The organism is Leptospira terpstrae serovar Hualin str. LT 11-33 = ATCC 700639 (genome assembly GCF_000332495.1).
Taxonomy (GTDB): Bacteria; Spirochaetota; Leptospiria; order Leptospirales; family Leptospiraceae; genus Leptospira_A; species Leptospira_A terpstrae.
On record NZ_AOGW02000010.1, the window covers coordinates 627,753 to 650,403 of the forward strand.

At 40.8% G+C, this 22,651-nt stretch carries 20 protein-coding genes and 1 tRNA gene; 10 read left to right on the plus strand and 11 right to left on the minus strand.

The window, feature by feature from the left end; all coding sequences use genetic code 11:
• Window position 1 precedes the first annotated feature (1 nt).
• Complete coding sequence (locus LEP1GSC203_RS11400) at window positions 2–313, minus strand: hypothetical protein (RefSeq protein WP_002974202.1); 312 nt, start codon at window positions 311–313, stop codon at window positions 2–4.
• Window positions 314–388: 75 nt separating this feature from the next.
• Between LEP1GSC203_RS11400 and LEP1GSC203_RS11405 the strand changes: the two genes are divergently transcribed.
• The 3 genes from LEP1GSC203_RS11405 to LEP1GSC203_RS11415 all read left to right on the plus strand — a co-directional run bounded on the left by LEP1GSC203_RS11405 (window position 389) and on the right by LEP1GSC203_RS11415 (window position 4,391).
• A tRNA-Ala gene (locus tag LEP1GSC203_RS11405) sits at window positions 389–461 on the plus strand.
• Window positions 462–575: 114 nt separating this feature from the next.
• Window positions 576–1,115, plus strand: coding sequence for a peptide deformylase (gene def / locus LEP1GSC203_RS11410; protein WP_002974198.1), 540 nt, complete (start codon window positions 576–578; stop codon window positions 1,113–1,115).
• 24 nt (window positions 1,116–1,139) lie between these two features.
• On the plus strand, window positions 1,140–4,391 hold the full coding sequence (locus LEP1GSC203_RS11415) for an efflux RND transporter permease subunit (protein ID WP_002974378.1): 3,252 nt from the start codon (window positions 1,140–1,142) through the stop codon (window positions 4,389–4,391).
• Here the strand turns inward: LEP1GSC203_RS11415 and LEP1GSC203_RS11420 are convergent.
• Both LEP1GSC203_RS11420 and tyrS read right to left on the minus strand, forming a co-directional pair.
• Window positions 4,388–5,578, minus strand: coding sequence for a polysaccharide deacetylase family protein (locus LEP1GSC203_RS11420; RefSeq protein WP_002974497.1), 1,191 nt, complete (start codon window positions 5,576–5,578; stop codon window positions 4,388–4,390). The two genes, LEP1GSC203_RS11415 and LEP1GSC203_RS11420, sit on opposite strands and share 4 nt — an antisense overlap.
• 71 nt (window positions 5,579–5,649) lie before the next feature.
• Complete coding sequence (gene tyrS, locus LEP1GSC203_RS11425; protein WP_002974519.1) at window positions 5,650–6,876, minus strand: tyrosine--tRNA ligase; 1,227 nt, start codon at window positions 6,874–6,876, stop codon at window positions 5,650–5,652.
• A gap of 97 nt (window positions 6,877–6,973) precedes the next feature.
• Between tyrS and LEP1GSC203_RS11430 the strand changes: the two genes are divergently transcribed.
• Window positions 6,974–8,581 (plus strand): glycerol-3-phosphate dehydrogenase/oxidase, encoded by a 1,608-nt coding sequence (locus tag LEP1GSC203_RS11430; RefSeq protein ID WP_002973570.1) that lies wholly within the window; start codon window positions 6,974–6,976, stop codon window positions 8,579–8,581.
• Window positions 8,582–8,599: 18 nt separating this feature from the next.
• On the opposite strand, the gene LEP1GSC203_RS11435 is transcribed toward LEP1GSC203_RS11430, so the two are convergent.
• From LEP1GSC203_RS11435 to LEP1GSC203_RS11460, 6 genes are all read right to left on the minus strand, one after another.
• A complete protein-coding gene (locus tag LEP1GSC203_RS11435) occupies window positions 8,600–9,700 on the minus strand; it encodes an NADase-type glycan-binding domain-containing protein (protein WP_002973732.1) in 1,101 nt (366 codons plus the stop codon).
• A 56-nt stretch (window positions 9,701–9,756) separates the two neighbouring features.
• Window positions 9,757–11,529 (minus strand): RNA polymerase sigma factor RpoD, encoded by a 1,773-nt coding sequence (rpoD, locus tag LEP1GSC203_RS11440; RefSeq protein ID WP_002973883.1) that lies wholly within the window; start codon window positions 11,527–11,529, stop codon window positions 9,757–9,759.
• Window positions 11,530–11,545: 16 nt separating this feature from the next.
• The gene (gene dnaG / locus LEP1GSC203_RS11445) at window positions 11,546–13,357 is read right to left on the minus strand and encodes a DNA primase (protein ID WP_002974109.1); all 1,812 of its coding nucleotides are present in this window, start codon (window positions 13,355–13,357) and stop codon (window positions 11,546–11,548) included.
• 12 nt (window positions 13,358–13,369) lie between these two features.
• Entirely contained in the window at window positions 13,370–13,825 is a 456-nt protein-coding gene (locus tag LEP1GSC203_RS11450) for a GatB/YqeY domain-containing protein (protein WP_002973880.1), read from the minus strand.
• Between the two features lie 20 nt (window positions 13,826–13,845).
• Window positions 13,846–14,064 carry a 30S ribosomal protein S21 gene (rpsU, locus tag LEP1GSC203_RS11455; protein ID WP_002973784.1) on the minus strand — a complete coding sequence of 73 codons (219 nt, stop codon included), beginning with the start codon at window positions 14,062–14,064 and terminating at the stop codon, window positions 13,846–13,848.
• An 87-nt stretch (window positions 14,065–14,151) separates the two neighbouring features.
• The gene (locus tag LEP1GSC203_RS11460) at window positions 14,152–14,940 is read right to left on the minus strand and encodes a hypothetical protein (protein ID WP_002973790.1); all 789 of its coding nucleotides are present in this window, start codon (window positions 14,938–14,940) and stop codon (window positions 14,152–14,154) included.
• Window positions 14,941–15,081: 141 nt separating this feature from the next.
• Here LEP1GSC203_RS11460 and fbp point away from each other — a divergent pair, with 141 nt between their 5' ends.
• Both fbp and LEP1GSC203_RS11470 read left to right on the plus strand, forming a co-directional pair.
• Window positions 15,082–16,116: a class 1 fructose-bisphosphatase gene (fbp, locus tag LEP1GSC203_RS11465; protein WP_002974037.1), complete on the plus strand. Its 1,035-nt coding sequence runs from the start codon at window positions 15,082–15,084 to the stop codon at window positions 16,114–16,116.
• Window positions 16,117–16,205: 89 nt separating this feature from the next.
• Window positions 16,206–16,454, plus strand: a complete 249-nt coding sequence (locus LEP1GSC203_RS11470; RefSeq protein WP_002974510.1) for a hypothetical protein — start codon at window positions 16,206–16,208, stop codon at window positions 16,452–16,454.
• Window positions 16,455–16,578: 124 nt separating this feature from the next.
• On the opposite strand, the gene LEP1GSC203_RS11475 is transcribed toward LEP1GSC203_RS11470, so the two are convergent.
• A complete protein-coding gene (locus tag LEP1GSC203_RS11475; RefSeq protein ID WP_002973758.1) occupies window positions 16,579–17,862 on the minus strand; it encodes a hypothetical protein in 1,284 nt (427 codons plus the stop codon).
• Between the two features lie 168 nt (window positions 17,863–18,030).
• Between LEP1GSC203_RS11475 and pdhA the strand changes: the two genes are divergently transcribed.
• From pdhA to LEP1GSC203_RS11490, 3 genes are read left to right on the plus strand one after another with little or no spacing between them, the layout of a single operon-like run.
• Entirely contained in the window at window positions 18,031–18,954 is a 924-nt protein-coding gene (pdhA, locus tag LEP1GSC203_RS11480; protein ID WP_232225891.1) for a pyruvate dehydrogenase (acetyl-transferring) E1 component subunit alpha, read from the plus strand.
• Window positions 18,955–19,929 (plus strand): pyruvate dehydrogenase complex E1 component subunit beta, encoded by a 975-nt coding sequence (locus LEP1GSC203_RS11485; RefSeq protein WP_002974455.1) that lies wholly within the window; start codon window positions 18,955–18,957, stop codon window positions 19,927–19,929.
• 10 nt (window positions 19,930–19,939) lie between these two features.
• Entirely contained in the window at window positions 19,940–21,265 is a 1,326-nt protein-coding gene (locus LEP1GSC203_RS11490) for a pyruvate dehydrogenase complex dihydrolipoamide acetyltransferase (protein ID WP_002973992.1), read from the plus strand.
• Between the two features lie 18 nt (window positions 21,266–21,283).
• On the opposite strand, the gene LEP1GSC203_RS11495 is transcribed toward LEP1GSC203_RS11490, so the two are convergent.
• Window positions 21,284–21,493: a hypothetical protein gene (locus tag LEP1GSC203_RS11495; RefSeq protein WP_002973897.1), complete on the minus strand. Its 210-nt coding sequence runs from the start codon at window positions 21,491–21,493 to the stop codon at window positions 21,284–21,286.
• Between the two features lie 130 nt (window positions 21,494–21,623).
• On the opposite strand from LEP1GSC203_RS11495, the gene fliG reads away from it, so the two are divergent.
• Window positions 21,624–22,643 carry a flagellar motor switch protein FliG gene (gene fliG, locus LEP1GSC203_RS11500; protein WP_002973559.1) on the plus strand — a complete coding sequence of 340 codons (1,020 nt, stop codon included), beginning with the start codon at window positions 21,624–21,626 and terminating at the stop codon, window positions 22,641–22,643.
• Window positions 22,644–22,651: the final 8 nt, after the last annotated feature.

A 22,651-nucleotide genomic window follows, 5' to 3' on the forward strand; every position in this document is an offset into this window, starting at 1 on the left:
TTTAATCTTTGTTAAATTTTAATGATTCTTCTCTTAATCTTCGATTAGCATCTTCCAATGATTTGATTTTGTCGAATGCGGACATGAGTTCATCCCGACTAAGATTGGATACCATGGAGCTTGCTTGTACTGTCTCTTTCGCTTCCCTGAGTTCCACTCTTGAATAATCGATAATTTGTTCATACATTCGTATGATCTCATCTGCGTTTGCTAATTCTTGTTCGTTGAGTCGAAGAACTTTTTCATAGCCTTTGATGATATCCGATTGGATTTTCAATTTTTTAGTCAGTTCTTCTACTGTATCTTGTCCCATAACATCTCTGGTTCCTTAGCCAATTTAGGATTCTGTTGACAAGCAAACGCGGTCACTCACCTTGGATTAGCACAAGGGGACGTAGCTCAGTTGGGAGAGCGTTTGAATGGCATTCAAAAGGTCGGGGGTTCGATTCCCCTCGTCTCCAAAATCCCTCCCGGAATTTCACCGTTCAAAGCCTCCCCTGTCAAATTCTTTTTCATTTGGAGTGGAGATCACTTGATCAATCAGTGACCTTTTCCAATCTATTCCATATTAGATTATGGCTGTTAGAAAAATCCTCAAGATTGGCAATCCCTTACTCCGTCAAACGAGCGAAGACGTAACTGAATCCGAAATCCAAACCAAGGAATTCAAAAAACTGATTCGAGATATGTTTGAAACAATGAGACACGCTGACGGTGTTGGCCTTGCTGCCCCCCAAATTGGTGTTCTTAAAAAACTAGTTGTTGTTGGTCAGGACGATGACAATGAAAGATACCCTGGAACCCCAGAGGTTCCCAATCAAATCATCCTGAATCCAGAGATTACTCCCCTTTCTCCGGCCGGGGAAGGATTTTGGGAAGGTTGTCTTTCTGTTCCTGGAATGCGTGGATATGTAGAAAGACCCGATAAAATTCGAATGAAATGGAGAGATGAAAATTTCCAGGAACATGAAGAAATCATTTCGGGTTATCGTGCGATCGTATTACAACATGAGTGCGACCACCTCTTCGGTGTTCTCTATGTAGATAGACTCAAAAGTACAAAGTTGTTCGGTTATAACGAAGACATTGATACCGCAGGTAAGTTGTTAGATTAATTTTTTTTCTCCTATAGGAGTTATATGGGCACATCCATCGTTCAGTACTTTCTTTCGAAGAGTTTATTCGTAAACCTTCTTACCTTTCTTATCCTACTTGTGGGTGGTTTTACGGCCGCTACAATGAACCGCGAAGCATTCCCGAATATCAACTTTGATATTGTGAGTGTCACCACAGTTTACCCTGGAGCTGCCCCTGCAGATGTGGAAAAATTGGTCACCAAACCTTTGGAAGATGCTATCAAAGAAGTGGATGGGATCAAAGAATTTCGCTCTGCTTCATTGGAAAACCGATCAGGGATTATCGTTACAATTGATCCCAATACAAAAAATACACAAAAAGTAGTCGATGATTTGAAATCGGCCATCGATCGAATCCAAGACATGCCTACCGAGGTTGAGGATCCAATTGTCACAGAAATCACAACGGCAAGACAACCTGTAATTGAAATTCATTTGTCGTCAGCAACGAGAGACGACAAACCTTTGTTAAGTGCAAAAGAGCTCCGAGACAAAGCTAAAATTTTAGAAGAAAAACTCAAAGAACTACCAACGGTAGCAAGGATTACCAAACGCGGATGGCGAGAAAGGGAAATGAAAGTGGACTTAGATCCCGACAAATTAAGAAGCCTTTCTCTATCTTCTACCCAAGTAATCAATGCCCTCCGTCTTAGAAACATCAATTTCCCTGGCGGCAATATCAATGAAAAAACAAGAGAAATCATCGTCCGCACGGTCGGTGAATTTGATACCGCCGAAGAAATAGAAAATGTTTTTGTTCGTTCCAACGATGCCGGACGTTCTGTTCGCATTCGTGACGTAGCTCGTGTCACAGAAGGATTTGAAGACTCAGAATATTTAGATAAATCGAATGGAAACATAGCCATAGCACTCACTGTCATTAAAAGAGAAAAAGCAGATGCCATTACTGTTGTGGATGATTCTAAAGTTGTTGTGGAAGAGTTTATTAAGTCCACCGGAGGAACAGTCAAACATGCTTTTGTGAATGACTTATCCAAATACATTCGTCGTCGCCTAGGGGTTTTAACTTCGAATGCAGTGTCCGGGTTATTTCTAGTTACTGCATCACTTTTCGTATTTCTCGGCTGGCGTATGGCTCTTATGACAGCACTTGGAATTCCAATCTCGATTGCCATGACTTTTGTCGCCATGAACTACATGGGCCTTACCTTAAACCTAATCTCGATGATGGGTCTTATCATAGTGGTAGGGATTCTAGTCGATGATGCCATCATCATTTGTGAAAACGTCTATCGTCATTTAGAAATGGGAGAAGAACCATTTGAAGCAGCTATGCGCGGGACAAGTGAGGTATTGGCACCTGTTACAGCGACAGTAACCACTACCATTGCAGCTTTTGGTCCCATGTTATTTATGACAGGAATCTTTGGAAAATTCATCCACTCCATTCCCCTCGTAGTGATATTATCTTTATGTAGTTCTCTCTTTGAAGCCTTTTTTATGTTACCTTCTCACTTATATGATGTGAGTAAAGCCACTGACATGAAAGGTGAAGTCAAAGAAGAATCACATTGGTTTGTTAAGTTTAAAGAACGAACGTATCTTCCCCTACTTAGTTTTGCATTGCGGAATCGTTGGAAGATGGTGGGACTACTTTTGGGTCTCTTTGTTTTTTCACTCGCCATCCAAATTAAATTTGGAAAATTCAAACTTTTCCCTGGTGCCATTGAAACTTTCCAAGTACGAGTCACCGCAGAAACTGGTTTAAAATTGGAAGAAACCGATCGTTTCATTAGAGTGATAGAACAAGCAGTTTCCAAACTTCCCGAAGGCGAAGTCGAAAACTATATCTCCCGAGTAGGAATCATCCAAAAAGATCCAAATGACCCGTTCACCAAACGCGGTAAAAACTATGCACAAGTCATGGTATATCTCACACCTGATGACAATAGAGAAAGGTCTACAGAAAAAATCATCGAAGTGGTTCGCGAGAACACCAAATTCATGTTAAATGAAAAAGCCCTCCTTCTTTTGGAAGAAAAGTTAGCCAAAGAAAATATAGGTAAAAAAGAAGAGGAAACCTTGCCTCTTGCGGATGTTCCCAAAGATTTTCTACCTTTGAAAGGAAAATTGGTAAATCTTGAATTTGAAAAACTAGCAGGTGGGCCACCAGTCGGAAAACCAGTGGCGATCGAAATCAAAGGTGACGACTTCACCACCTTACTCAAAATAGGTGCCGAATTCAAAGCAGCCCTTGCAAAAATCAATGGAGTTACCGATATTGGTGACGATTTTAATGAGGGTAAAGATGAAATTAGAGTATCAGTGGATGAAACCCTCGCCTCTTTTGCTGGAGTTAGTGTACAATCAGTTTCTCTTGCGATCAATACCGCATTACAAGGAACAGTGTCCACAAAAATCAAACGGGCAGATGAAGAGGTGGATGTTCGAGTTCGTTTTCCAGAAGAATACAGGTCTTCCCTCACACACTTGAACAAAGTCTACGTGAACAACTTAACCGGAAACCTAATTCCCGTTTCGCGACTCACGAGCCACGATAGAAATCCGGGGCGAGCTTCCATCAACCACTTGGATGGTAAAAGGTTATTAACCGTGACCTCCAATATCGATGAAACCGTATCAACTTCAAGACAAGTCAACATCGAAGCCAAAAAACTGACAGAAGGGATCATTGCAAAATACCCTGGGTATTCAGTTCGGTTTTCCGGTGAAAATAAAGATACGGAAGAGTCGATGGCTTCTCTCGGCAGGGCATTCCTTGTGGGATTACTCATCATCTATATGATCCTTGCCTCTTTATTTCGATCATTAGCACAACCTCTCATCGTTATGAGTGCAATTCCCTTTGCCGTGATTGGAGTGATCTTTGCATTTTTACTCCATGGACAACCGTTTTCATTCCTAGCTTTTCTTGGAATCATTGGACTTGCGGGGGTGGTCGTTAACGACTCCATTGTTCTTGTGGATTGTGCTAACCAACTCAGGATTGAAGATCCCAGTAAGTCTACTTTCGAACTTTTAGTGGAAGCAGGAAGTATTCGTCTTAGGGCAGTAATGTTAACTACGGTGACTACAGTTCTTGGACTTCTTCCAACTGCTTATGGAATTGGTGGAAAAGATCCATTCCTTGTTCCCATGGCATTGGCATTCGGTTGGGGATTGGCGTTTGCCACTTTCATCACCCTCATCATGGTACCTGTCTTTTATCTGAACTTGTATTTGTTCAAAGATTGGGTGATGGCCAAATACCAATCGCGAAAGAAAAAGTTTTAGTCTTTTTTGTCGTTTAATACTTCGGTAAGAGTTACGAATTTATATCCTTTTTCCTTCATCCGTTCGATGAAAGTGGGAAGGATATAAATCAATTTATCAAATTTTCTTGGTCCACCCAAATGCATTAGAATGATGGCACCGTTCATTCCGTTCGCATCTGCTTTTTCCCAATTGTCCAAAAAAGTAAGTGTCTCTTCCCCTGTTTTGTAATGAGGGTTGCGAACTACTTCCTTTTTTCCTTTGGATGTTTTTTTATAAAGGAATTGTTTGCTAATATAATCCGGCAAATCGAGAGAACCTTTAGAATTATTTGACCACATGATATGGTCTGTATAACCAAGGCTTGCATGTGCATCTAAAATCAATTGGCTAAGTGCTCCATAAGGTAAACGATAATATTTCGTTAACTCTTGTTTTGTGAGCGAATGGAAAATATCTTCTACTCTCTTCAGTTCTTCTGCCATACGAGGTAAATCGAGAACTGATTTGGATAGGTATTCGAGTACCATTCGTTTTTTTAATGAAGTTTCTGTTACCGATCTTTGGTAATTAAAATGAGACCAAGTATGATTTCCAAATTCCACAGATCCAGTTTTCGCCATTTTTTTAATATAATCTAAATTTTGACGGAGAAAGAAAGAACCACTAATATCAGAAGGCCTTTCGTTTGATAAAAAGAGTGTCACCTTAATTTTATGTTCTTTGATATAGTTGTACAATACAGGGAGTTCTTCTCCTGTTGCCAAATCAAAGGTTAGTGCAATTTCTTTTTGAGTTTCATTTCCCCGGAGAATGTTGCGACCTTTACTGGTTTGGCTTACTTCTTTTAAAAACTGGATGTTTTCTTCGACTTGTTTGGCAAGTTCTGTATCAGGTTCGCTATCTCCAGCAAGGGCATTCTCCTCTCGAAGTTGTTCTTGGTACATAAGAGAAAAAAGCGATTGTTCCAGTTCTCTCAGGTTCTTTTCTTTTTCTTTTACCTCTGACTCAAGTTTGGTGACACTTAAACTGAGATAAAGTAAATACCCGCATAGGACGAGAACTGTAATTCCAACAAAGGAAAGAGCAGAAACCAAGGCAAACTTACGAAGTTTTTTTGCAAACAACCTGTCCTTCTCGATGTCCTGGGAAAGTTCATGAACAATATCCTGAATTTCCTTTTCTTCATTTGTCGGGTCGAGGGACATTTGGGTATGGGTTTCCTTATTACCTAATATCGGATTTGGATCGGTCGTTCTAAAACGACCTACCATCTCCCTTAAGTCTTTATCTTTAAAAATTTTCCCTTCTTTCCTTGGCGGATCAGGTATTCTTTTCCTGGTTCCAAAGAGAGTCCTGGGTCTGTAATTTTTTCTTCATCCAGATACAATCCTCCTGCCTGGATGAGCCTACGCCCTTCCGAAACACTGGGAATGAATTTTAATTGGGACAAAACATAGACAAGGAGAGGTGGTTTCTCGGCAAAGTAAGTAGAATCCAGGTTTTCGGTTGGAATTTCATCGGGAAGGGCACGGTTTTTGGTATTGTGGATGGCAGTCCACTCTTCCACTGCCTTTCTGTTTTCCTCTTCTGGATGGAGTTGGTCCATCACGAGAAGAGCCAGTTCCGTTTTGACTTCTTTGGGGTGAAGGGATTTGGACCGGATTCCTTCCTTTCTGTTTTCCATTTCGGTCCGAGGGAGATCAGTTAAAAGTTCAAAGTAATTCCACATCAGATCATCGGAGATGGACATGATTTTTCCATACATATCAATGGGTTTTTCAGTCACACCGACATAGTTCCCGAGTGACTTCGACATTTTTTTTACTCCATCTAATCCAACGAGAAGTGGAAGTGTAATGACCGATTGTGGTTTTTGACCGTATTCTCTTTGTAAGTCGCGTCCGACTAACATATTAAACTTTTGGTCCGTTCCCCCAAGTTCCACATCTGCTTTCATCGCAACAGAATCATAACCTTGGACAAGTGGGTATAAAAACTCAATCATAGAGATGGGAGTTCCTGCTTTATGACGTTTGGTAAAATCGTCTCTTTCCAACATGCGAGAAACTGTATATTTTGATGTTAAAACTAAAACATCTTCAAACTTCATTTCCGAACACCAATGAGAGTTATAAAGAATTTTCGTTTTATTTGGATCTAAAATTTTAAACACTTGGTTTTGGTATGTTTTGGAATTTTCCAATACCTCTTCTTTGGAAAGACGTTTTCTAGTTTCTGATTTTCCCGTGGGGTCACCAATCATCGCTGTAAAATCACCAAGCATAAAACAAACTTCATGACCCAAATCTTGGAAGTGTTTTAGTTTTCTAAGTAAAACAAAATGTCCTAAATGTAAATCGGGAGCCGTAGGATCAAAACCAGCCTTGATGGTAAGGGAAGGTTTGGATTTGATCTTTTCTAAAAGTTCGGCTTCGCTAATGATCTCGACTGTGCCTCGGCGGATGGTATCTAATTCTTGGTTCAATTCTCTTTCAGTTTTCATAACAAATTCAAAAATTTTCGATGGTCGAAATGGTGACTTTTGACAATACTAACCTTAGAATCTCTATAGGCAACCACCAAAGTACGTAAAAACCCTTATGAATCATTTAGATGAAAGAAAACAAACACTAAAACAATTAGAATCAACTGACTACGATGTCTTAGTACTGGGTGGTGGAGCCACTGGATCCGGTACTGCACTTGATGCTAGTTTGCGCGGATACAAAGTAGCCCTCCTCGAAAAACAAGATTTTTCGGCAGGAACTAGTTCTAGGTCTACGAAACTCATTCACGGTGGGGTTCGTTACCTCGCCCAATTCCATTTCAAACTGATTTACGAAGCATTATCGGAAAGAAAACGCCTCCTCATCAATGCACCCCACTTAGTAAAACCACTTCAGTTTGTTTTACCAACTTATGTTTGGTGGGAAAAACCATTTTACTCGATTGGACTTACCATGTATGACATTCTTGCCGGTAGATCCATTGTTCCCGGTCATGAAAGAATTACCAAAGCAACTGCTTTAGATTATTTTGCCTCTTTAAAAAAAGAAAAACTAAAGGGGGGAATTTCCTATTACGATGCCCAGTTCAATGACTCAAGACTCAATGTCACAACAGTCCGAGCTGCCAAAGAAAATGGAGCCGATGTTTTATCTCGAATTGAAGTTACATCTTTTTTAAAAGATGGGAATGGAAAAATCATAGGTGTCACGGCAAAGGACCTCATTACAAAAAAGAAAGTTACGATCAAAGCAAAGGTAGTTGCCAATACTACCGGAGTTTGGATTGATTCCCTTCGAAAATTGGATGACCCTAAAGCAGAAAATGTCCTTGCCCCGAGCCAGGGAATCCACCTTGTCTTCGACAAAGCAAAGTTACCTTGTCGTACAGCCATGATCATACCCAAAACTGCTGATGGGCGTGTGGTTTTTGTAATCCCATGGGAAGGCAAAGTCCTCCTTGGGACCACCGATACTCCAATCCAAAAAATTGAGGAGGAACCTCTTCCTCTTGCCTCAGAAGTAGAATTTTTACTCAAAACTGGAAATGATTATTTAGATACCAAGTTAACCAAAGACGATATCGAATCCGTTTTTTCTGGCCTTCGTCCTCTCATCTCCACAGGTGATAAAAAAGATACCAAGTCAATTTCAAGAGAAGAAGCCATCCTTGTTTCCGAATCAGGTCTTGTCACTATGTCTGGCGGAAAGTGGTCAACCTTTCGTAAAATGGCCGAAGACTTAACGGACAAATTAATTTCTGTCGGGAACCTACCTCTTAAGATGAATTGTGTGACCGCTAGTTTTGCATTCCCTGGGGCAGATGGTTATTCCAAACATCTAGTGGCAAAAGTACAAACTATGTATGATCTTTCTTATGAAACTTCCGTTCGTTTGGTAGATGCTTATGGTGGCGAGGTTGCCTTCATTCTAGGAAAAAAACCAAAAGAACTCAAAAAAGGATCCGGTTACTTTCTAGAAGAAATCAAACATTTTGTGAAAAAGGAATTTGCACTTTCTGTGACTGACGTTCTGTCGAGAAGGTGGAGAGTTGTATTTTTGGATTTGAAACTAGCAGAGTCTCTTGCCATTCCGGTAACCAATGCCCTAGCAAAAGAACTTGGTTGGAAAGAAACAGAGAAAAAATCTTCTTTGAACGAACTCTTAAACCATATCAAAGACCTGAAAAAAACAATAGGTTAAAAACGAAAAAAGCCAAATCTATTTCGGTTTGGCTAGTTCGTAATGATAAAAAGTCCTACCTGATTCCTTTTCTTTTAACACGAGCAAATAGTGGGTTTTGGGATTGAAGACTTCGGAAAACCGGGTACCTAGTTTGGTTTTGAAGTTTTCATAGTCTTCATCGCCCACTTCGGCCCGTTTAAAAATCCAGGAAATATTCCTTTCAATCCCACCGTTATCATAATAACTCAAATTGAGTTCCAATCCTTCTTCTGATGATTGAAGAATGGTGTAGGTTCCGACGATGGAAGGTAAAAATCCTAAAGGATCTCCTTCTCCATACATCTCCGAAAAACTAAAGGTTTGGTCAGACTTAAAAAATACGGGAAGGATGGTTCCTTGGTCATAAAAGGAAATGGTTCCCTTTTCATTGGCCAATACTAATTGTTTGAATCCAGAAAAGTGGCGTTCTGCTTTGCCAAATTGAATGATGGTATTTTTAATTTTATCAAAGGAAACCCAAGGATAAGAAACAAAGTTGTCTTTTTGTATTTCTCCAAACGAAATTTCAGAAATACATACTCGTCCCGTGGATCCGAGACCATGAGTTTCTAAAATTTCGAAACGAATTACATTTCCTTGAAACTTAGAATCTAAATCCAATATTTGAAATCCTGATTTTCCAAATTTGGGTTTTGTCAGTTCCAAATCCACTGTGGAACCTATTTTCAGTTTTGACTTTAAATCTTCGGTTTCCATATCGAACGAAGTGATTCGAAGTTTTTTTACTGCATCATTTGATTTTAAATCCAGTGCTGATTTATGAAATCCATTGAATATCTGTAAGGCGGAGAATTCCGAATAAGATTTTAAATATAAAGTGAATCCAGAACCTACTTCTTTGGCATTCGAACAAAACGCCGTCGTAGGTTTATTGTCCAAAGCAAATTCTGGGCTAAATCGCCAAGGTTCTTCGGGACTGATTTGGCCTACACTTTGGGTTCTTTGGTAATCGAATTGTTTTTCGGAACCTTTACATTGAAAACTGAAACCGAGAGAAAGAAGGAGAAGGCAAAAATACCTGAGAAGCTTTGTTAGAAAAGGAAAAAGGTAAGTAAAATTAAACTGATTCAGACCCATGGACTGTCAAACCATGAATCTGAACGAAAGGACGATCAAGCGAAAAACAATTTCTCTTAATCGATATAGTCTTTGAGTTTTTTGGATCGGCTTGGGTGGCGGAGTCGACGAAGGGCTTTCGCTTCAATCTGACGAATCCGTTCCCGGGTAACTTTAAATTGGTAACCCACCTCTTCCAATGTTTGCGCATACCCATCATCCAATCCAAATCGCATCCGAATCACCTTTTGCTCCCGTGCAGGAAGTGTTTGTAAGACCTGACGAATTTGTTCGGAAAGGATGGAAGACGCAGCAGAGTTTAGCGGAGAAATGACTTCCTTATCTTCGATAAAATCTCCGAGTTCCGAATCCTCCTCCGAACCCACAGGGATCTCAAGAGAAATTGGTTCGCGGGCTACGTTTTTCACTGCCTTAACTTTTTGCACTGGCCAACCAAGTCTCTCCGCAATCTCATCATTGGATGGATCACGACCAAACTCTTGAACAAAGAGTCGAGTTTCCCGAATCACTTTGTTGACTTGTTCGATCATGTGAACTGGAACACGAATGGTTCGTGCTTGGTCAGAGATCGCACGAGTGATGGCTTGCCTAATCCACCAAGTCGCATATGTAGAAAACTTATAACCTTTTTTGTATTCGAACTTATCCACAGCGCGGATGAGACCAATGTTTCCTTCTTGGATTAGGTCAAAGAAATGCATTCCACGGTTGGCATATCTTTTGGCAATGGAAACCACCAAACGAAGGTTTGCTCTCACAAGCTCACGTTTCGCTTGGGCAATTTCTCTTTCGCCTTTGATGATTTTTTCACCCCAGTCTTTGATTTCGCCAACGGGAGATCCAGCTTCCTGTTCCATACGACGGAGTTTTCTTTCGTTATTACGAATATCTTTGATGACTTCTCTAACTTCATCAATATCGCAACCCATCATCTTTTCGATTTCATCTAAGTTTTCATTTTTTTCGATGAAACGGTTTAGGGCTTTAATTTCACGAACATCATGTCCGTATTTGGCTTTGATTTTAAGGAAATGTTTTTCAATTTCCTTAACACGAAATACCATTGATTTGATTTTTTGTGAGATCTTTTGTATTTCTTTTTGAGAAACACCAATTTTACGAATAGCTTCGTCAATTTTGCCAGTAGATAAATCAATTTTTTCTTTGAGTTCTTTAAACTTCTTAGAGTTCTCAGAATACTTACGAATTCGGTTTGTGGATTCGTTGAGAACTTTTTCATCCTGTTGGATGAGTTCCATATTTTCAAAGAATACTTTTTCCAATTTGTCTGCTTGCTCTTGGTTGAGGGCGTACATTTTGTCCACTTTCACCAAGTCATAAACTTTGATTTTTTTGGACTTTATTTTTGGAATGAGTTTTGCAAAGTTTTGGCGAAGTATTGAAGAACTAAGAATTGTTTCTTCAATGATTTTTTCACCCTTCTCTATTCTTTTGGCAAGAAACACTTCTGTTTCTCCAGAGATAAGAGATACTTTACCAATTTCTTTTAGATAAAGGCGGATTGGATCCTCGGAACTAGAGGAAACACTGGACTCTCTTTTTTTACGTGCAGGTTTCTCTTTTGTTTCTTTGTTTGTCTCTTCTTTTGTTGTTGTAAGGGAACTCGATTCTTCCAAAGATTTTTTGGAATACTCTTCTACAATTTCAATCCCCATCTCATGTAACAAAGTAAAGACATCATCGATCTTTTCGGAATTTAAGATTTTATCCGGAAGTATTTCATTGATTTCATCATAAGAAACCTCTCGATTTGCTTTACCGATCGAGATGATCTTTTGTACTTCTGGTAGGCTTGCTAGATTTTCCATTCTACCTCTATCCTCTTTAGACTTCTAACGTTTGGATCGTTCGGAGATACACGGATCTCTTATTTTTCTCACTCTTTAAGAGTGAAAGTTCTGACAAAAGATTGTTCTTTTCTTCAATCGTTAAGTCAGGTTTGGCCATTTCTTTGACAAGTTCTTCCATCCTTGCGTCATCCAACAAATCCGCATGGTAAAGAAACATCCCTTTAAAAAGCCCTGGGCTTGTCGAATCATCGGCCGTAAAATGTTCGGCAATCATTCCCAGGTATTCCGAAGGAATCTCTTCCCTCGAAAGAATTTCAGCAGCTGTTAAGTTCTCATTCTGCAAATACTTAGTATATAAATAGTCCCAAAGAAAAGCGGATACTTCATCCCGAAACTCAAGACCAAGCAAATCATCCGCGAAACTAAAAAGTTCCAAATTCTGAATGAGCATGGCGATCATCTTTCGTTCACAAACCAAAATGGGAGAAACTTTTCCCGGTTTAGCCGCCGTTCTTTCCTTCTTAGTATCGACCACGGAGGGGGTCGAAGTTACCCCTGGTTTGCCACGAAAATCCTGAAAAAGCGAAGAAAATGAAAGTCCGAGTTGGCGTGCCCCTTCCTCTAAATAGACCTGTTTGTCCGTTTCTTTTTCCATTGGCCGGAGGAATTCGAAAAGTTTTTTGACACTGGCTTGTTTTTCTTCTGCAAGCGAACTTGGACCTGCCCCTCCGAGAACTTCCCGGATCATAAATTGCGAAGCTGGGGCCGCTGCTTCGAGTAAATCTCTGATTTCTTGTTTGTTGTGATGGAGTGAATAATCAAAAGGGTCTTTTCCTTCGGGAATGTGACATACCTTCACACTTACCCCTTCTTTCGATAGGAGGTTCACAGCCCTAAAAGCGCCCTTTGTGCCTGCTTTATCGGAATCCATCATTAAGTACACTTTGTCCGCCATATTCTTCAATATCCGAACATGGCCTTCCGTGAAACCAGTGCCAAGCGGAGCGACAACAAACTCGATTCCTTTACGAAAGAGTCCAATGGCGTCAAACACACCTTCGACGATCACCGCTTCTCTTGTTTTGCGGATGCTGTCTTGGGCTAAATTTAAATTATAAAACGTACGACTTTTATCATAGATCAAAGAGTTTGGACTATTGATGTATTTGGCTTCTTCCGATTCACCAAGGATCCGTCCAGAAAAGGCAATCACTCTCCCCTTGGTATCGATCACAGGAAACATAATGCGGCTACGAAAGAAATCATAAGGATCTCTATTTTGGTCTTGTCGTTTGAGTAGACCCAACTGTTCGCCTAACTTCACTTCGGATTCTGATTTAAACAAATCTTGACGTAAATTCCCAAATCCAGGAAGTCCAAATCCAATTTTAAAAACTTTTAAATCTTCTGTAAACATCCCGCGAGATTCTAAATACTTTAAAGCCACTTCGCCGGCGCTTGTATTTAAATTTCTTTGAAAGTATTCTAAGGCTTTTTGAGAGACCTGGTAAAGTGCTTCTTTTTTTCGTTCTGACTCTTCCTCTTCTTTGGTCCTTTCCACAAGCGGAATGCCAGAATAATCAGAAAGAATTTCTAAAGATTTGAGAAAGTCTACCTTTTGGTAGTCCATCACAAAACGAAATAAATCACCAGAAGCTTTACAGCCAAAACAGTGGTAGAACCCACCTTCTGAGTTTACATTGAATGAGGGAGTTTTTTCATTATGGAATGGGCAAATGCCTACAAGGTTACGTCCCATACGTCGTAAGGGAACAAACCTGTTGATGTATGAGTCAATGGAGACTTCTCTGCGAACTCTTTCTTTAAAACTTTGGTAAGGATTCACAGTATAACAGTATTAACGGGCGCTAAGTGCTTGTTTTGCGAGGGAGGATACCTTGGAGCCGTCTATATTTTGTCCTTTAAATTTTGCCATAACTTTACCCATCACCTTTCCCATATCCTGGGCTCCGCTAGCATTCAATTCCCCAATGGCTTCTGTAACCGCTTTGGAGATTTCTTCATCGGAGACTTCTTCTGGAATATAACGAGAGATGACTTCTGCTTCCTGAATTTCTTTGCTAGAAAGATCGGGACGATTGGCTTTGTCATATTCGACTGCCGTGTCCTTTCTGCGTTTGAAATTGGATTTAAGGATCTGCATCACCGCAGTATCCGTCAGTTCGGAAGCACCGGTTTTGGTTAATTCATATTGAATTTCCGCTTTCAAGAGACGTAAAGTGCCGAGGACTGTTTCATCCTTAGCCTTTAAAGCCGTCTTTAGATCGGTATTGATCGTCTCTTGAAGGGTCATTAGTAAAACCGACTTTAAGATTAAAGTTTATCTTTTTTAGCGAATAGTCTTTTCTTTTTGTCTCGTTTGCGTTTCGCAGCTTCGACAGCTTTCTTTTTCACAACGCTTGGTTTTTCAAAGTATTCTCTACGTTTGATTTCGCTCATGATACCAGCATTCGCACAATCTCTTTTGAATCGACGAAGCGCAGCTTCAATTGATTCCCCTTCTTTTAAATAAATCCCTACTTGTGGGGTCATAGACAAACAACTGTCCTTTTGTAAAAATGGTCTAGTTTTGACGGTATCGGAAACCGCCCTGATTTGTCAATTCAGCCGAAAAACAAATCAGAAATTTTCAATGAAAATCGACGAAAACTTGGAATCATCGGCCAAAATCTCCCGATCAATGGGGAAAATCTTCAGCTTGTAGTCCAAAATCAAATGTTTCGAGGGAAAGTAAAGGGATCCAAACCTTTGGTTGGCTCCATCCAGTGTTTCTCCAGGGCAAAATAGAAAGTAAGAACGGGGGTTTAGTTGGAAATTGAATTCTTTTTCCTTGGTTTCTTTGTGCAAAGTGGCCGTGACTTCTCTTAGGATTTCTTGGCTTTTGACCACTCCCAGGGGTTTGAAAAAAGGTGATAAGTCTTGTAAATGGAAAAATGCGATCACCCCTGACTGGATATCTCCAGAAAAAGATTTCTCCATTTTTTTGCGGATGGGATCAGTAATGGTTTCGAAATCGAGAAGGTTCTTCTCACGCAAAGAAATTCCAGTGGCACAAAAGGTCAAAACTTGGTTGGAAAGGTCTTCCCAGTTTCTTTTCGAAAGTTCTGGTTCCACTTCTTGGACAACGAGAACAAAAACAGGAACCTCCCCTTCGGGAAGCCGCATCATATTGATTTTAAAATCTCTGCCTTTTTCGGAAAAAGTTCCCAAGGCTTTGGGATCCATATAGCTTAAGTTACGCACAAGATCCGAAATTTGTGTGGAAACAAGGCCTCGAAGCCATTCCTCTTTTTCCGTTTGACCAAATTCGTAAACAATCTCGCCCGCAAGATACACCCAGCCTAAATGGGCACCCACACTGGCAAAACTAATCCCCAAACGCCTGGAATGGTAGTCTGTCATTTGCATCGAAGGAGAAGGACTTACGTGAGTTGTATCTATCATCGGAATCTAGTTTTAGTATCGGTTAGGACTTCGCCAATCAAAAGGAGAAAGGATTGCTCCTGACGTTATGCCCCCAAAATGGTGTAAAAACTACTCGGGGAACCTGTGAACGCAACACCGAAACAAAAAAAACTCATCTCTCTATCGCAATTCATTCTAGAAGAGCAACTCAAAATCCCTCATGCCTCCGGAGAATTTACCGCCCTACTCAGCCATCTGGTCTATGCGGCCAAAATCGTGGGTCGTGAGGTTCGAAAAGCAGGACTTTTGGATGATATTCTCGGTGCCACAGAAGATACCAATGTCCAAGGCGAAACCCAAATGAAATTGGACCAATATGCAGACAATGCCTTCAACCAGTCCCTCAAAATTTGCGGCCATCTTTGTGTCCTTGCCAGTGAAGAACACGAAAACATCATTCCGATACCAGGCGGTTACAATATTGGAAAGTATACCATGGCCATCGATCCCTTGGATGGATCCTCCAATATCGATACCAATGTTTCCATAGGAACTATCTTTTCCATCCACCAAAGGTTAGAACCTAATTCCAAAGAACCAGGAACCGAAAAAGATCTCCTCCAACAAGGCCATTTGCAACGCTGCGCAGGATACATCATTTACGGATCCTCCACAATGCTTGTTCTTTCTACTGGAAAAGGTGTCTCTGGTTTTACTTTGGACCCAAGTGTGGGTGAGTTTTTATTATCCCATCCCAATATGAAAATGCCAGAGTCAGGCGATATTTACTCTGCCAATGAAGGAAATGCATCTTATTGGTCGCCAGAAGTACAAGCCTATCTCCAAAAGATAAAATCCATTGAAGGGGGAAAAAAACCAAAAATGGCTCGGTACATTGGATCTCTCGTTGCGGATTTCCATAGGAACTTACTCAAAGGAGGAATTTTCCTTTATCCGAACGATACCAAATCCTCCAAATACCCGAACGGAAAGCTACGTTTGTTATACGAAGCGGCACCTATGGCCTATATTGCAGAACAGGCCGGCGGAATGGCAGTGACAGTAAAGGGCGAAAGAATCCTAGACTTAAATCCCAAAGACCTTCATGAAAGAACAACGCTCATTATTGGAAGTAAGAAGGAAGTAGAAGAATTCCTTACATTTGTTCCCAAAGCATAATTTTCGAAACAAATACAGAAATTTCTTTCAAAAGAAATCTCGATCTATTAGTTTTGGCAGAATTAAAAGATTTTAGGAGAAAACTTTCAATGAATAAAAAACTACTCGTTTTAATTCTTGGTGTCACTATGGCTTCTGGACTTGCGTTCTGTAAAAAAGAAGAACCAGTTGTAGAAGAAAAAATCGAAACTGTTGAAGATGCAGCTAAAAAAGTAACTACAGAAGTAGAGAAAAAAGTTGATGCAGCAGTGAAAACTGCAGAAGCAGAAGCTAAAAAAGCAGCAACAGGCGCGATCAAAGACGCAACTAAAGACATTAAAAAACCAGCAGGTTTCTAATCATCTTTTTCTGTAAAAAGGAAACCAACCGATTTTCGGTTGGTTTTTGTTTTTACAAGAAGGCACAGTTTTTTAAATTTCCCTCATTTTTAACTGCCTACCATAGATTTCAAAACGAATCCAACTAAGAATCAGTGTATTTAATTTTTGCATGAAGTTCTTCTTCTAATGCACATTTAGGATAGGTTCCTACATCTAGCGAGGTTCCGATATGCCCGAAAGGATCTTGCGGAGAAATGATCCTTAAATCCCAGCCGTTCACAATCCAAGGACATTGGTAATTTTTATCCTTACATAAGATCTGTGCTGCCTTTGGTTTTGGATAAGCCCAAGCGGAAGGAGGAAACTTACATTTATTTTCAATTTCTGCAATCGTACGAATGCGTTTGATGGCTTGGTCGAATTCCTTAAAACGATCTATCATTGGATCGGCAAGGTCTTTTCGGAAAAGACCCTTCTCTGCATTGTAAGTAAACATAACCAGGAGTTTTTCTGAGACATGTTCTTTATCCGTGGTCAACTTTAAGTTTTCCATGATATAACGTGCAATCTTTAACGCATCCAAGGTGACAGCTGCAGTATCATCTGCATACTCACCTGCTTCTTCTTCATCATCACTGGAATCATCTTCCATTCCACTTCCTGCAAGTAAATCCTGGTTCAATTGGTGTTTGCGTAGGTCTTCTACATTGACTGTGGCTGGAACAACGTCAGGAATTTCAAATCCATTGGAACCGTGGTTATTAATGGCACTAATCACTTCTTCTGGAAGATTGAGTTTTCGTGCGATTTCCAATGAAAGATTTACAGCAGAAGTTAGCGAAGATCCAAAAAAACTTTGTTTGTACAATCCTTCTTTGGATACGGAAATATCAGCACAAAGTCCGGCAAGGAAACTGAACCGATTGACCATCTTAAAGCCGTATTGTTTTTGAATCACCGATCCTAAACTCAGGAGTCCAAAGTCAGCTAAGTGGTTAAAGAATTCCTTATGGCTAAGCAAAATTCTAAAAAAAGATAGAGCAAGTGATTTGGAATAAAAAGAATTCTGAATGATTCCTTTGAGACTTGCCATCCTTTCTGCATTTTGTTCGTATAAATGAAAAATAAATTCATTGGATCGGTCTTCGATTCGACTGAGGATGGCTTTCGAAAGGACCATTCGAAGCATTCTCATCAAATCCTTGGACATTGCTAACTTAAAGGAAGGAATGTAATTACCTTCCATTCCTTCCAGTTTCTTTAAAATATTTTCCTTAATGGCAACTTTTTCTTTGATTAAGATATTACCATTTTTATCAACAACGGGTTCACTAAGAGAGACAGAACCTAACAAATCATAATCAACGGCAAAATTTTTAAATTCATTGAATTCTAAGAATTCGATTCCAGCATTCGTAATTTTCATAAAGGTCCTAAGGAAACTGTCTTTTACGATCCTTCTGAGAGCAAGATTTTTGCTTTCCTTCTCCGTCTAAATGGTGTAGTTTTTTACTGGTTTTGGAGGTTCTAGTTGGTTTCTTCTGTCCCAAAAGACTCACAATCTGTGAGCGAGTTGAAAGAGTTCTACAGACAAATGGTACTTATACGAAAGTTTGAGGAAGCCGCTGCCAAAGCCTATAGTGTAGGTAAGATTGGTGGGTTTTTACATTTGTACATCGGTCAAGAAGCAGTAGGAGTTGGTTCTATCGCTTCCCTCACCCCAAAAGACTATATCGTTTCTACTTACAGAGACCACGGCCATGCATTGGCAAGGGGACTCCATCCAAAACCTTTAATGGCCGAATTGTTCGGGAAAGGAACTGGAATCTCGAAAGGTAACGGTGGTTCGATGCACTTTTTTGATCGCAACGCCCACTTTATGGGAGGACACGGAATTGTGGGAGGTCATATCTCTCTGGCAGCAGGAATCGCATTTGCTTCTAAATTCAAAAAAGAAGATTCAGTCACAATTTGTTTTTTTGGTGAAGGTGCTGCCAATATCGGATCCTTTCATGAAGGTTTAAATTTAGCGGCTATATGGAAACTTCCTGTTGTTTTTATTTGCGAGAACAACCATTATGCGATGGGAACTCCAGAATACCGAGCGCTTGCTGTAAAAGATGTTTCGGTTCGAGCTTATGCCTATGACATGGCACGTGACCATATCGAAGGAGATGAAGTAAGGAAAGTGAGAGACCATGTAAAAGTGGCTGTGGAACGAGCACGACGCGGCGAAGGACCAACTCTCATTGAAGTTTCGACCTACCGATTTCGAGGACATTCTATGTCTGACCCTGCAAAATACAGAACCAAAGAAGAATTAGAAGCTTATAAAAAGAAAGACCCTCTCATGCGTGCGAGACACGAACTGGAATTAGGCGGAATTAAAACGGAAGAATTAGATAAATTAGATTTAGAGATTCAAACCCAAATTGATGAAGCCTATGAGTATGCTGAGACCTCACCGGAACCTCCTCTCTCTCAACTACACAAGTATGTGTATGCGGAGGACAAATAGATGGCGATTCTTACTTATAGAGAGGCACTCAACCGAGCCATGGTCGAAGAGATGGAAAAAGACCCATTGATCTATTTAATGGGAGAAGAAGTCGGTCACTACCAAGGTGCCTATAAAGTGTCCCAAGGGATGTTAAGTAAGTTCGGAGAGGATCGTGTGATCGATACTCCGATTTCAGAAAACGGCTTTGCAGGGATTGGAGTTGGTTCTGCCATGGTGGGCCTACGCCCCATCATTGAATTTATGACTTGGAACTTTTCTCTCGTTGCCATTGACCAAATCATCAACTCCGCTGCCAAAATGAATTATATGAGTGGGGGTCAGTTCCCCATGCCGATTGTCTTTCGAGGCGCCGGTGGTGTCGGAGGAAGACTTGGTGCCCAACACTCGCAAGCCTTTGAATCTTGGTATGCTCATTGTCCGGGATTAAAAGTAGTCTGCCCTGCCACTCCGAAGGATGCTTACGGACTACTCAAATCATCCATTCGTGACAATAACCCTACCATCTTTATCGAGTCGGAAGTGTTATACGGATCCAAAGGGGAAGTTCCCGAACAGGAATACACCATTCCATTGGGACTCGGTGAAATCAAACGCAAAGGTACAGACATTACACTTGTTACTTGGTCAAGGGCTCTCGTTTTTGCAGAAGAAGCAGCGGCCCTCTTAGAACAAGAAGGAATTTCTGTGGAAATTGTAGATCTACGAAGTTTACGCCCGTTAGATGAAAATCTTATTTATGAATCGGTAAAAAAAACAAATCGAGCTGTGGTTGTGGAAGAAGGTTGGCCTGTGGCAGGATTTGGGGCCCAGATTGCTTACCTTATCCAAAAAAATGCCTTCGCCTACCTGGACCACCCAGTAGAACGAGTGACACAAATGGATGTTCCTATGTCTTACGCTGCAAACTTAGAACGAATGAGTTTGCCCAATGCAACGAGAGTTGCTGATACCATCCGCGAGATGTTACAGTAGGAGAACCGTAATGGCAAAGATCCAAGAAATGACCCAACTTTCCCCCACCATGGAGGAAGGAACCATTGTGAAATGGCTGAAACAAGAAGGAGATTCTGTCTCGCCTGGTGACATCATTGCAGAAGTAGAAACTGATAAAGCTGTGATGGAAATGGAAGCCTTTGAAACCGGAGTGATTCTAAAAATCCTACACAAAGAAGGCGCCAAACTCAAAGTAGGTGAAGCTTTGGCTGTGATTGGAAAACCAGGAGAAGATGTCACTTCTCTCCTAGCTGGAATTCCACAAAAATCGGCTCCCGTGCCACAAACTTCTACCAAAGAACCTACAACTCCAATGGAAAATGGAAATCCACTTCCTATGCAGACTAAACTGGAACCAGTGGCCCAAAGCCCAGCCAAGGAAGTAGGCTCTCAAAACCAAACCAATACAAAACCACAAGTGCAAACGCAAAACAAAGGTTTAGCGCGTATCCTTGCCTCCCCTTTGGCTAAGTCCATAGCCATAGAACATGGAATTGACCTACACACTGTCATAGGCACTGGTCCTGAAGGTAGAATCACAAAAAATGATGTACTCGATACCTTAAACAAAGGAAGCCACTCCTCATCAGCGCAAGTAACATCTTCTCGTTTGGATGAAGTAGTGACTCTGAATGGAATGCGTAAAACCATTGCCAAACGTCTGACAGAATCCAAACAAAACCTTCCCCACTTCTATTTGAATGTAGATGTAAATGCAAAAGCCATGGAATCTTTCCGAGCGGATCTTTTGGAATTCCAAAAAAATTTAGACCCGGAAACACAAGGAAAGGTCAGCCTAAACGATATCATAGTCAAAGCCACTGCCGCTGCCTTAAGGCTCCACCCGAAAGTGAATGCCAGTTTCCAAGGAGATTCCATTTTACAATTTGGTCGAGTGGATGTAGGGATTGCAGTTTCTTTGGATGGAGGACTACTAACGCCGGTCATACGAAATGCGGACGGAAAATCGATTTTCGAAATTTCTAAAGAAGTGAAGGAACTAGCTAAAAAAGCTAGGGAACGAAAACTAAAACCCGAAGAGTTTTCGAATGGAACCTTTACCATATCTAATCTAGGCATGTATGGGATCAGTCGGTTCACGGCGATTATCAATGAACCGGAGAGTGCTATCCTTGCCGTCGGTTCTGTGGAAGAAAAACCGGTTGTGGAAAACGGAGCAGTGGTCGCCGGAAGAGTTTTGTCTCTGACCCTTTCTTGCGACCACCGAGTGATCGATGGTGCTGTAGGGGCCGAGTTTCTAAAAACCCTAAAGACTCTTCTGGAAAAACCGAGCCTGATTGCGGGTGTTGTTTGAATCTATGAAATCTTGGGATTAAGCAGCGAAAAAATCGGCGCTTTGGATGTCAGCGATGGGAATGCGGACCACACCATTGGCTAAGTTCCCGATCACTACATCGTCCATCATTTGGCGATTTTTATCGAGTTCTATGCTTTGTCCGTCTTTTAGGTGAAGAACGATATCGATTCCGCGGTAGTGGATGTATCTTTCGAGTGTGTTTTTGAATTTGTGTGCTTTGTCCATCTGGTTTTTGTATCCTTTCTTTTTGTAACTTACAAAGGGTATCGTACGAATTTATGAGACCTTTAGAAAATTTTGTCTCATTAGGTAAGTTTTTTTTGACAGTATCAGGAAACCGGGAGAATTATGTCACATGAAGCCTGAGAACCCCACATCCGCCACTCCTGGCGTAAGGAAAGCCGCCCTACTCCTATTATCCCTAGGCAAAGAGAGGGCCGCCGATGTTCTCAAACACCTGGATGACGCCATGCTCGAAGCTGTGATTTTGGAAATGTCTAAAATCCGATCGATCTCCAAAGAAGAAAGAGAAGTCATCTTAAAAGAATTTCACAATACCATTGAAGATTTAAACGAAACAACTTCCGGCGGTCTATCCACTGCCAAATCTCTTTTGGAACATACGGTTGGGGCAGAAAAAGCCAATGTAATCTTAAAGAAGATCCATAAAGAAGAAACCAAAAACGATTTTGAATTTTTAAACCAAGTGGAGCCTGGTGTTTTGCAAGGAATGTTAGGGACTGAATCCCCACAAATCATTGCCGTCACACTCTCTCACTTGGATCCCAAAAAAGCCGCTGATGTTTTGAAACTCTTTCCAAAACCGGAACAGGCAAAAATCGCAGTAAGACTCGCTACCACATCCAAAACACATCCAGATGTAATCCAAAACATTGCGCGGATTCTTAAAAAACGATACGAAGAAAGAGACAAACAGGAATACTCAGAAGCCGGTGGTGCTCACGTCCTTGCGAACATTTTAAACTTTATGGAAAAAGGGGCAGAAGAGACCATCCTTTCCGAATTGGAAGAGACCTCCCCCGATGTAGCAGACCAAGTCCGAGAAAAACTCTATACCTTCGAAGATATCCTTTCTTTGGATAACAAGGAAATGCGAATCCTGATCAACCGATTGGCAGATGATACTTCCATCTCTCTTGCCATCCGGGGGGCAGGAGATGAAATTCGAAAAAAATTCTTAAACAATATGAGCCAAAACCGAGCAGAGGATATATTAGATATCTTAGATATGAAACCTCGGGTCACCTTACGAGAGATAAACGAAGCAAGAAGTAAAATTGTTCAGGTGGCAAGGGTATTAGAAGAAGAAAATCAGATTTTATTTAAGAAAGAGAAAGAAGAGTATATTGAGTGAGGGGAAAA

What these genes read in the sequence shown, in the direction of transcription:
- def (WP_002974198.1), top strand. Translation starts at nt 576, where the DNA reads ATGGCTGTTAGAAAAATCCTCAAGATTGGCAATCCCTTACTCCGTCAA.
- rpsU (WP_002973784.1), bottom strand. Translation starts at nt 14,064, where the DNA reads ATGACCCCACAAGTAGGGATTTATTTAAAAGAAGGGGAATCAATTGAA.
- LEP1GSC203_RS11430 (WP_002973570.1), top strand. Translation starts at nt 6,974, where the DNA reads ATGAATCATTTAGATGAAAGAAAACAAACACTAAAACAATTAGAATCA.
- LEP1GSC203_RS11460 (WP_002973790.1), bottom strand. Translation starts at nt 14,940, where the DNA reads ATGCAAATGACAGACTACCATTCCAGGCGTTTGGGGATTAGTTTTGCC.
- LEP1GSC203_RS11415 (WP_002974378.1), top strand. Translation starts at nt 1,140, where the DNA reads ATGGGCACATCCATCGTTCAGTACTTTCTTTCGAAGAGTTTATTCGTA.
- LEP1GSC203_RS11485 (WP_002974455.1), top strand. Translation starts at nt 18,955, where the DNA reads ATGGCGATTCTTACTTATAGAGAGGCACTCAACCGAGCCATGGTCGAA.
- LEP1GSC203_RS11420 (WP_002974497.1), bottom strand. Translation starts at nt 5,578, where the DNA reads ATGTCCCTCGACCCGACAAATGAAGAAAAGGAAATTCAGGATATTGTT.
- LEP1GSC203_RS11435 (WP_002973732.1), bottom strand. Translation starts at nt 9,700, where the DNA reads ATGGGTCTGAATCAGTTTAATTTTACTTACCTTTTTCCTTTTCTAACA.
- LEP1GSC203_RS11475 (WP_002973758.1), bottom strand. Translation starts at nt 17,862, where the DNA reads ATGAAAATTACGAATGCTGGAATCGAATTCTTAGAATTCAATGAATTT.
- LEP1GSC203_RS11495 (WP_002973897.1), bottom strand. Translation starts at nt 21,493, where the DNA reads ATGGACAAAGCACACAAATTCAAAAACACACTCGAAAGATACATCCAC.
- LEP1GSC203_RS11400 (WP_002974202.1), bottom strand. Translation starts at nt 313, where the DNA reads ATGGGACAAGATACAGTAGAAGAACTGACTAAAAAATTGAAAATCCAA.
- fliG (WP_002973559.1), top strand. Translation starts at nt 21,624, where the DNA reads ATGAAGCCTGAGAACCCCACATCCGCCACTCCTGGCGTAAGGAAAGCC.
- LEP1GSC203_RS11490 (WP_002973992.1), top strand. Translation starts at nt 19,940, where the DNA reads ATGGCAAAGATCCAAGAAATGACCCAACTTTCCCCCACCATGGAGGAA.
- rpoD (WP_002973883.1), bottom strand. Translation starts at nt 11,529, where the DNA reads ATGGAAAATCTAGCAAGCCTACCAGAAGTACAAAAGATCATCTCGATC.
- tyrS (WP_002974519.1), bottom strand. Translation starts at nt 6,876, where the DNA reads ATGAAAACTGAAAGAGAATTGAACCAAGAATTAGATACCATCCGCCGA.
- LEP1GSC203_RS11450 (WP_002973880.1), bottom strand. Translation starts at nt 13,825, where the DNA reads ATGACCCTTCAAGAGACGATCAATACCGATCTAAAGACGGCTTTAAAG.
- LEP1GSC203_RS11470 (WP_002974510.1), top strand. Translation starts at nt 16,206, where the DNA reads ATGAATAAAAAACTACTCGTTTTAATTCTTGGTGTCACTATGGCTTCT.
- pdhA (WP_232225891.1), top strand. Translation starts at nt 18,031, where the DNA reads ATGGTACTTATACGAAAGTTTGAGGAAGCCGCTGCCAAAGCCTATAGT.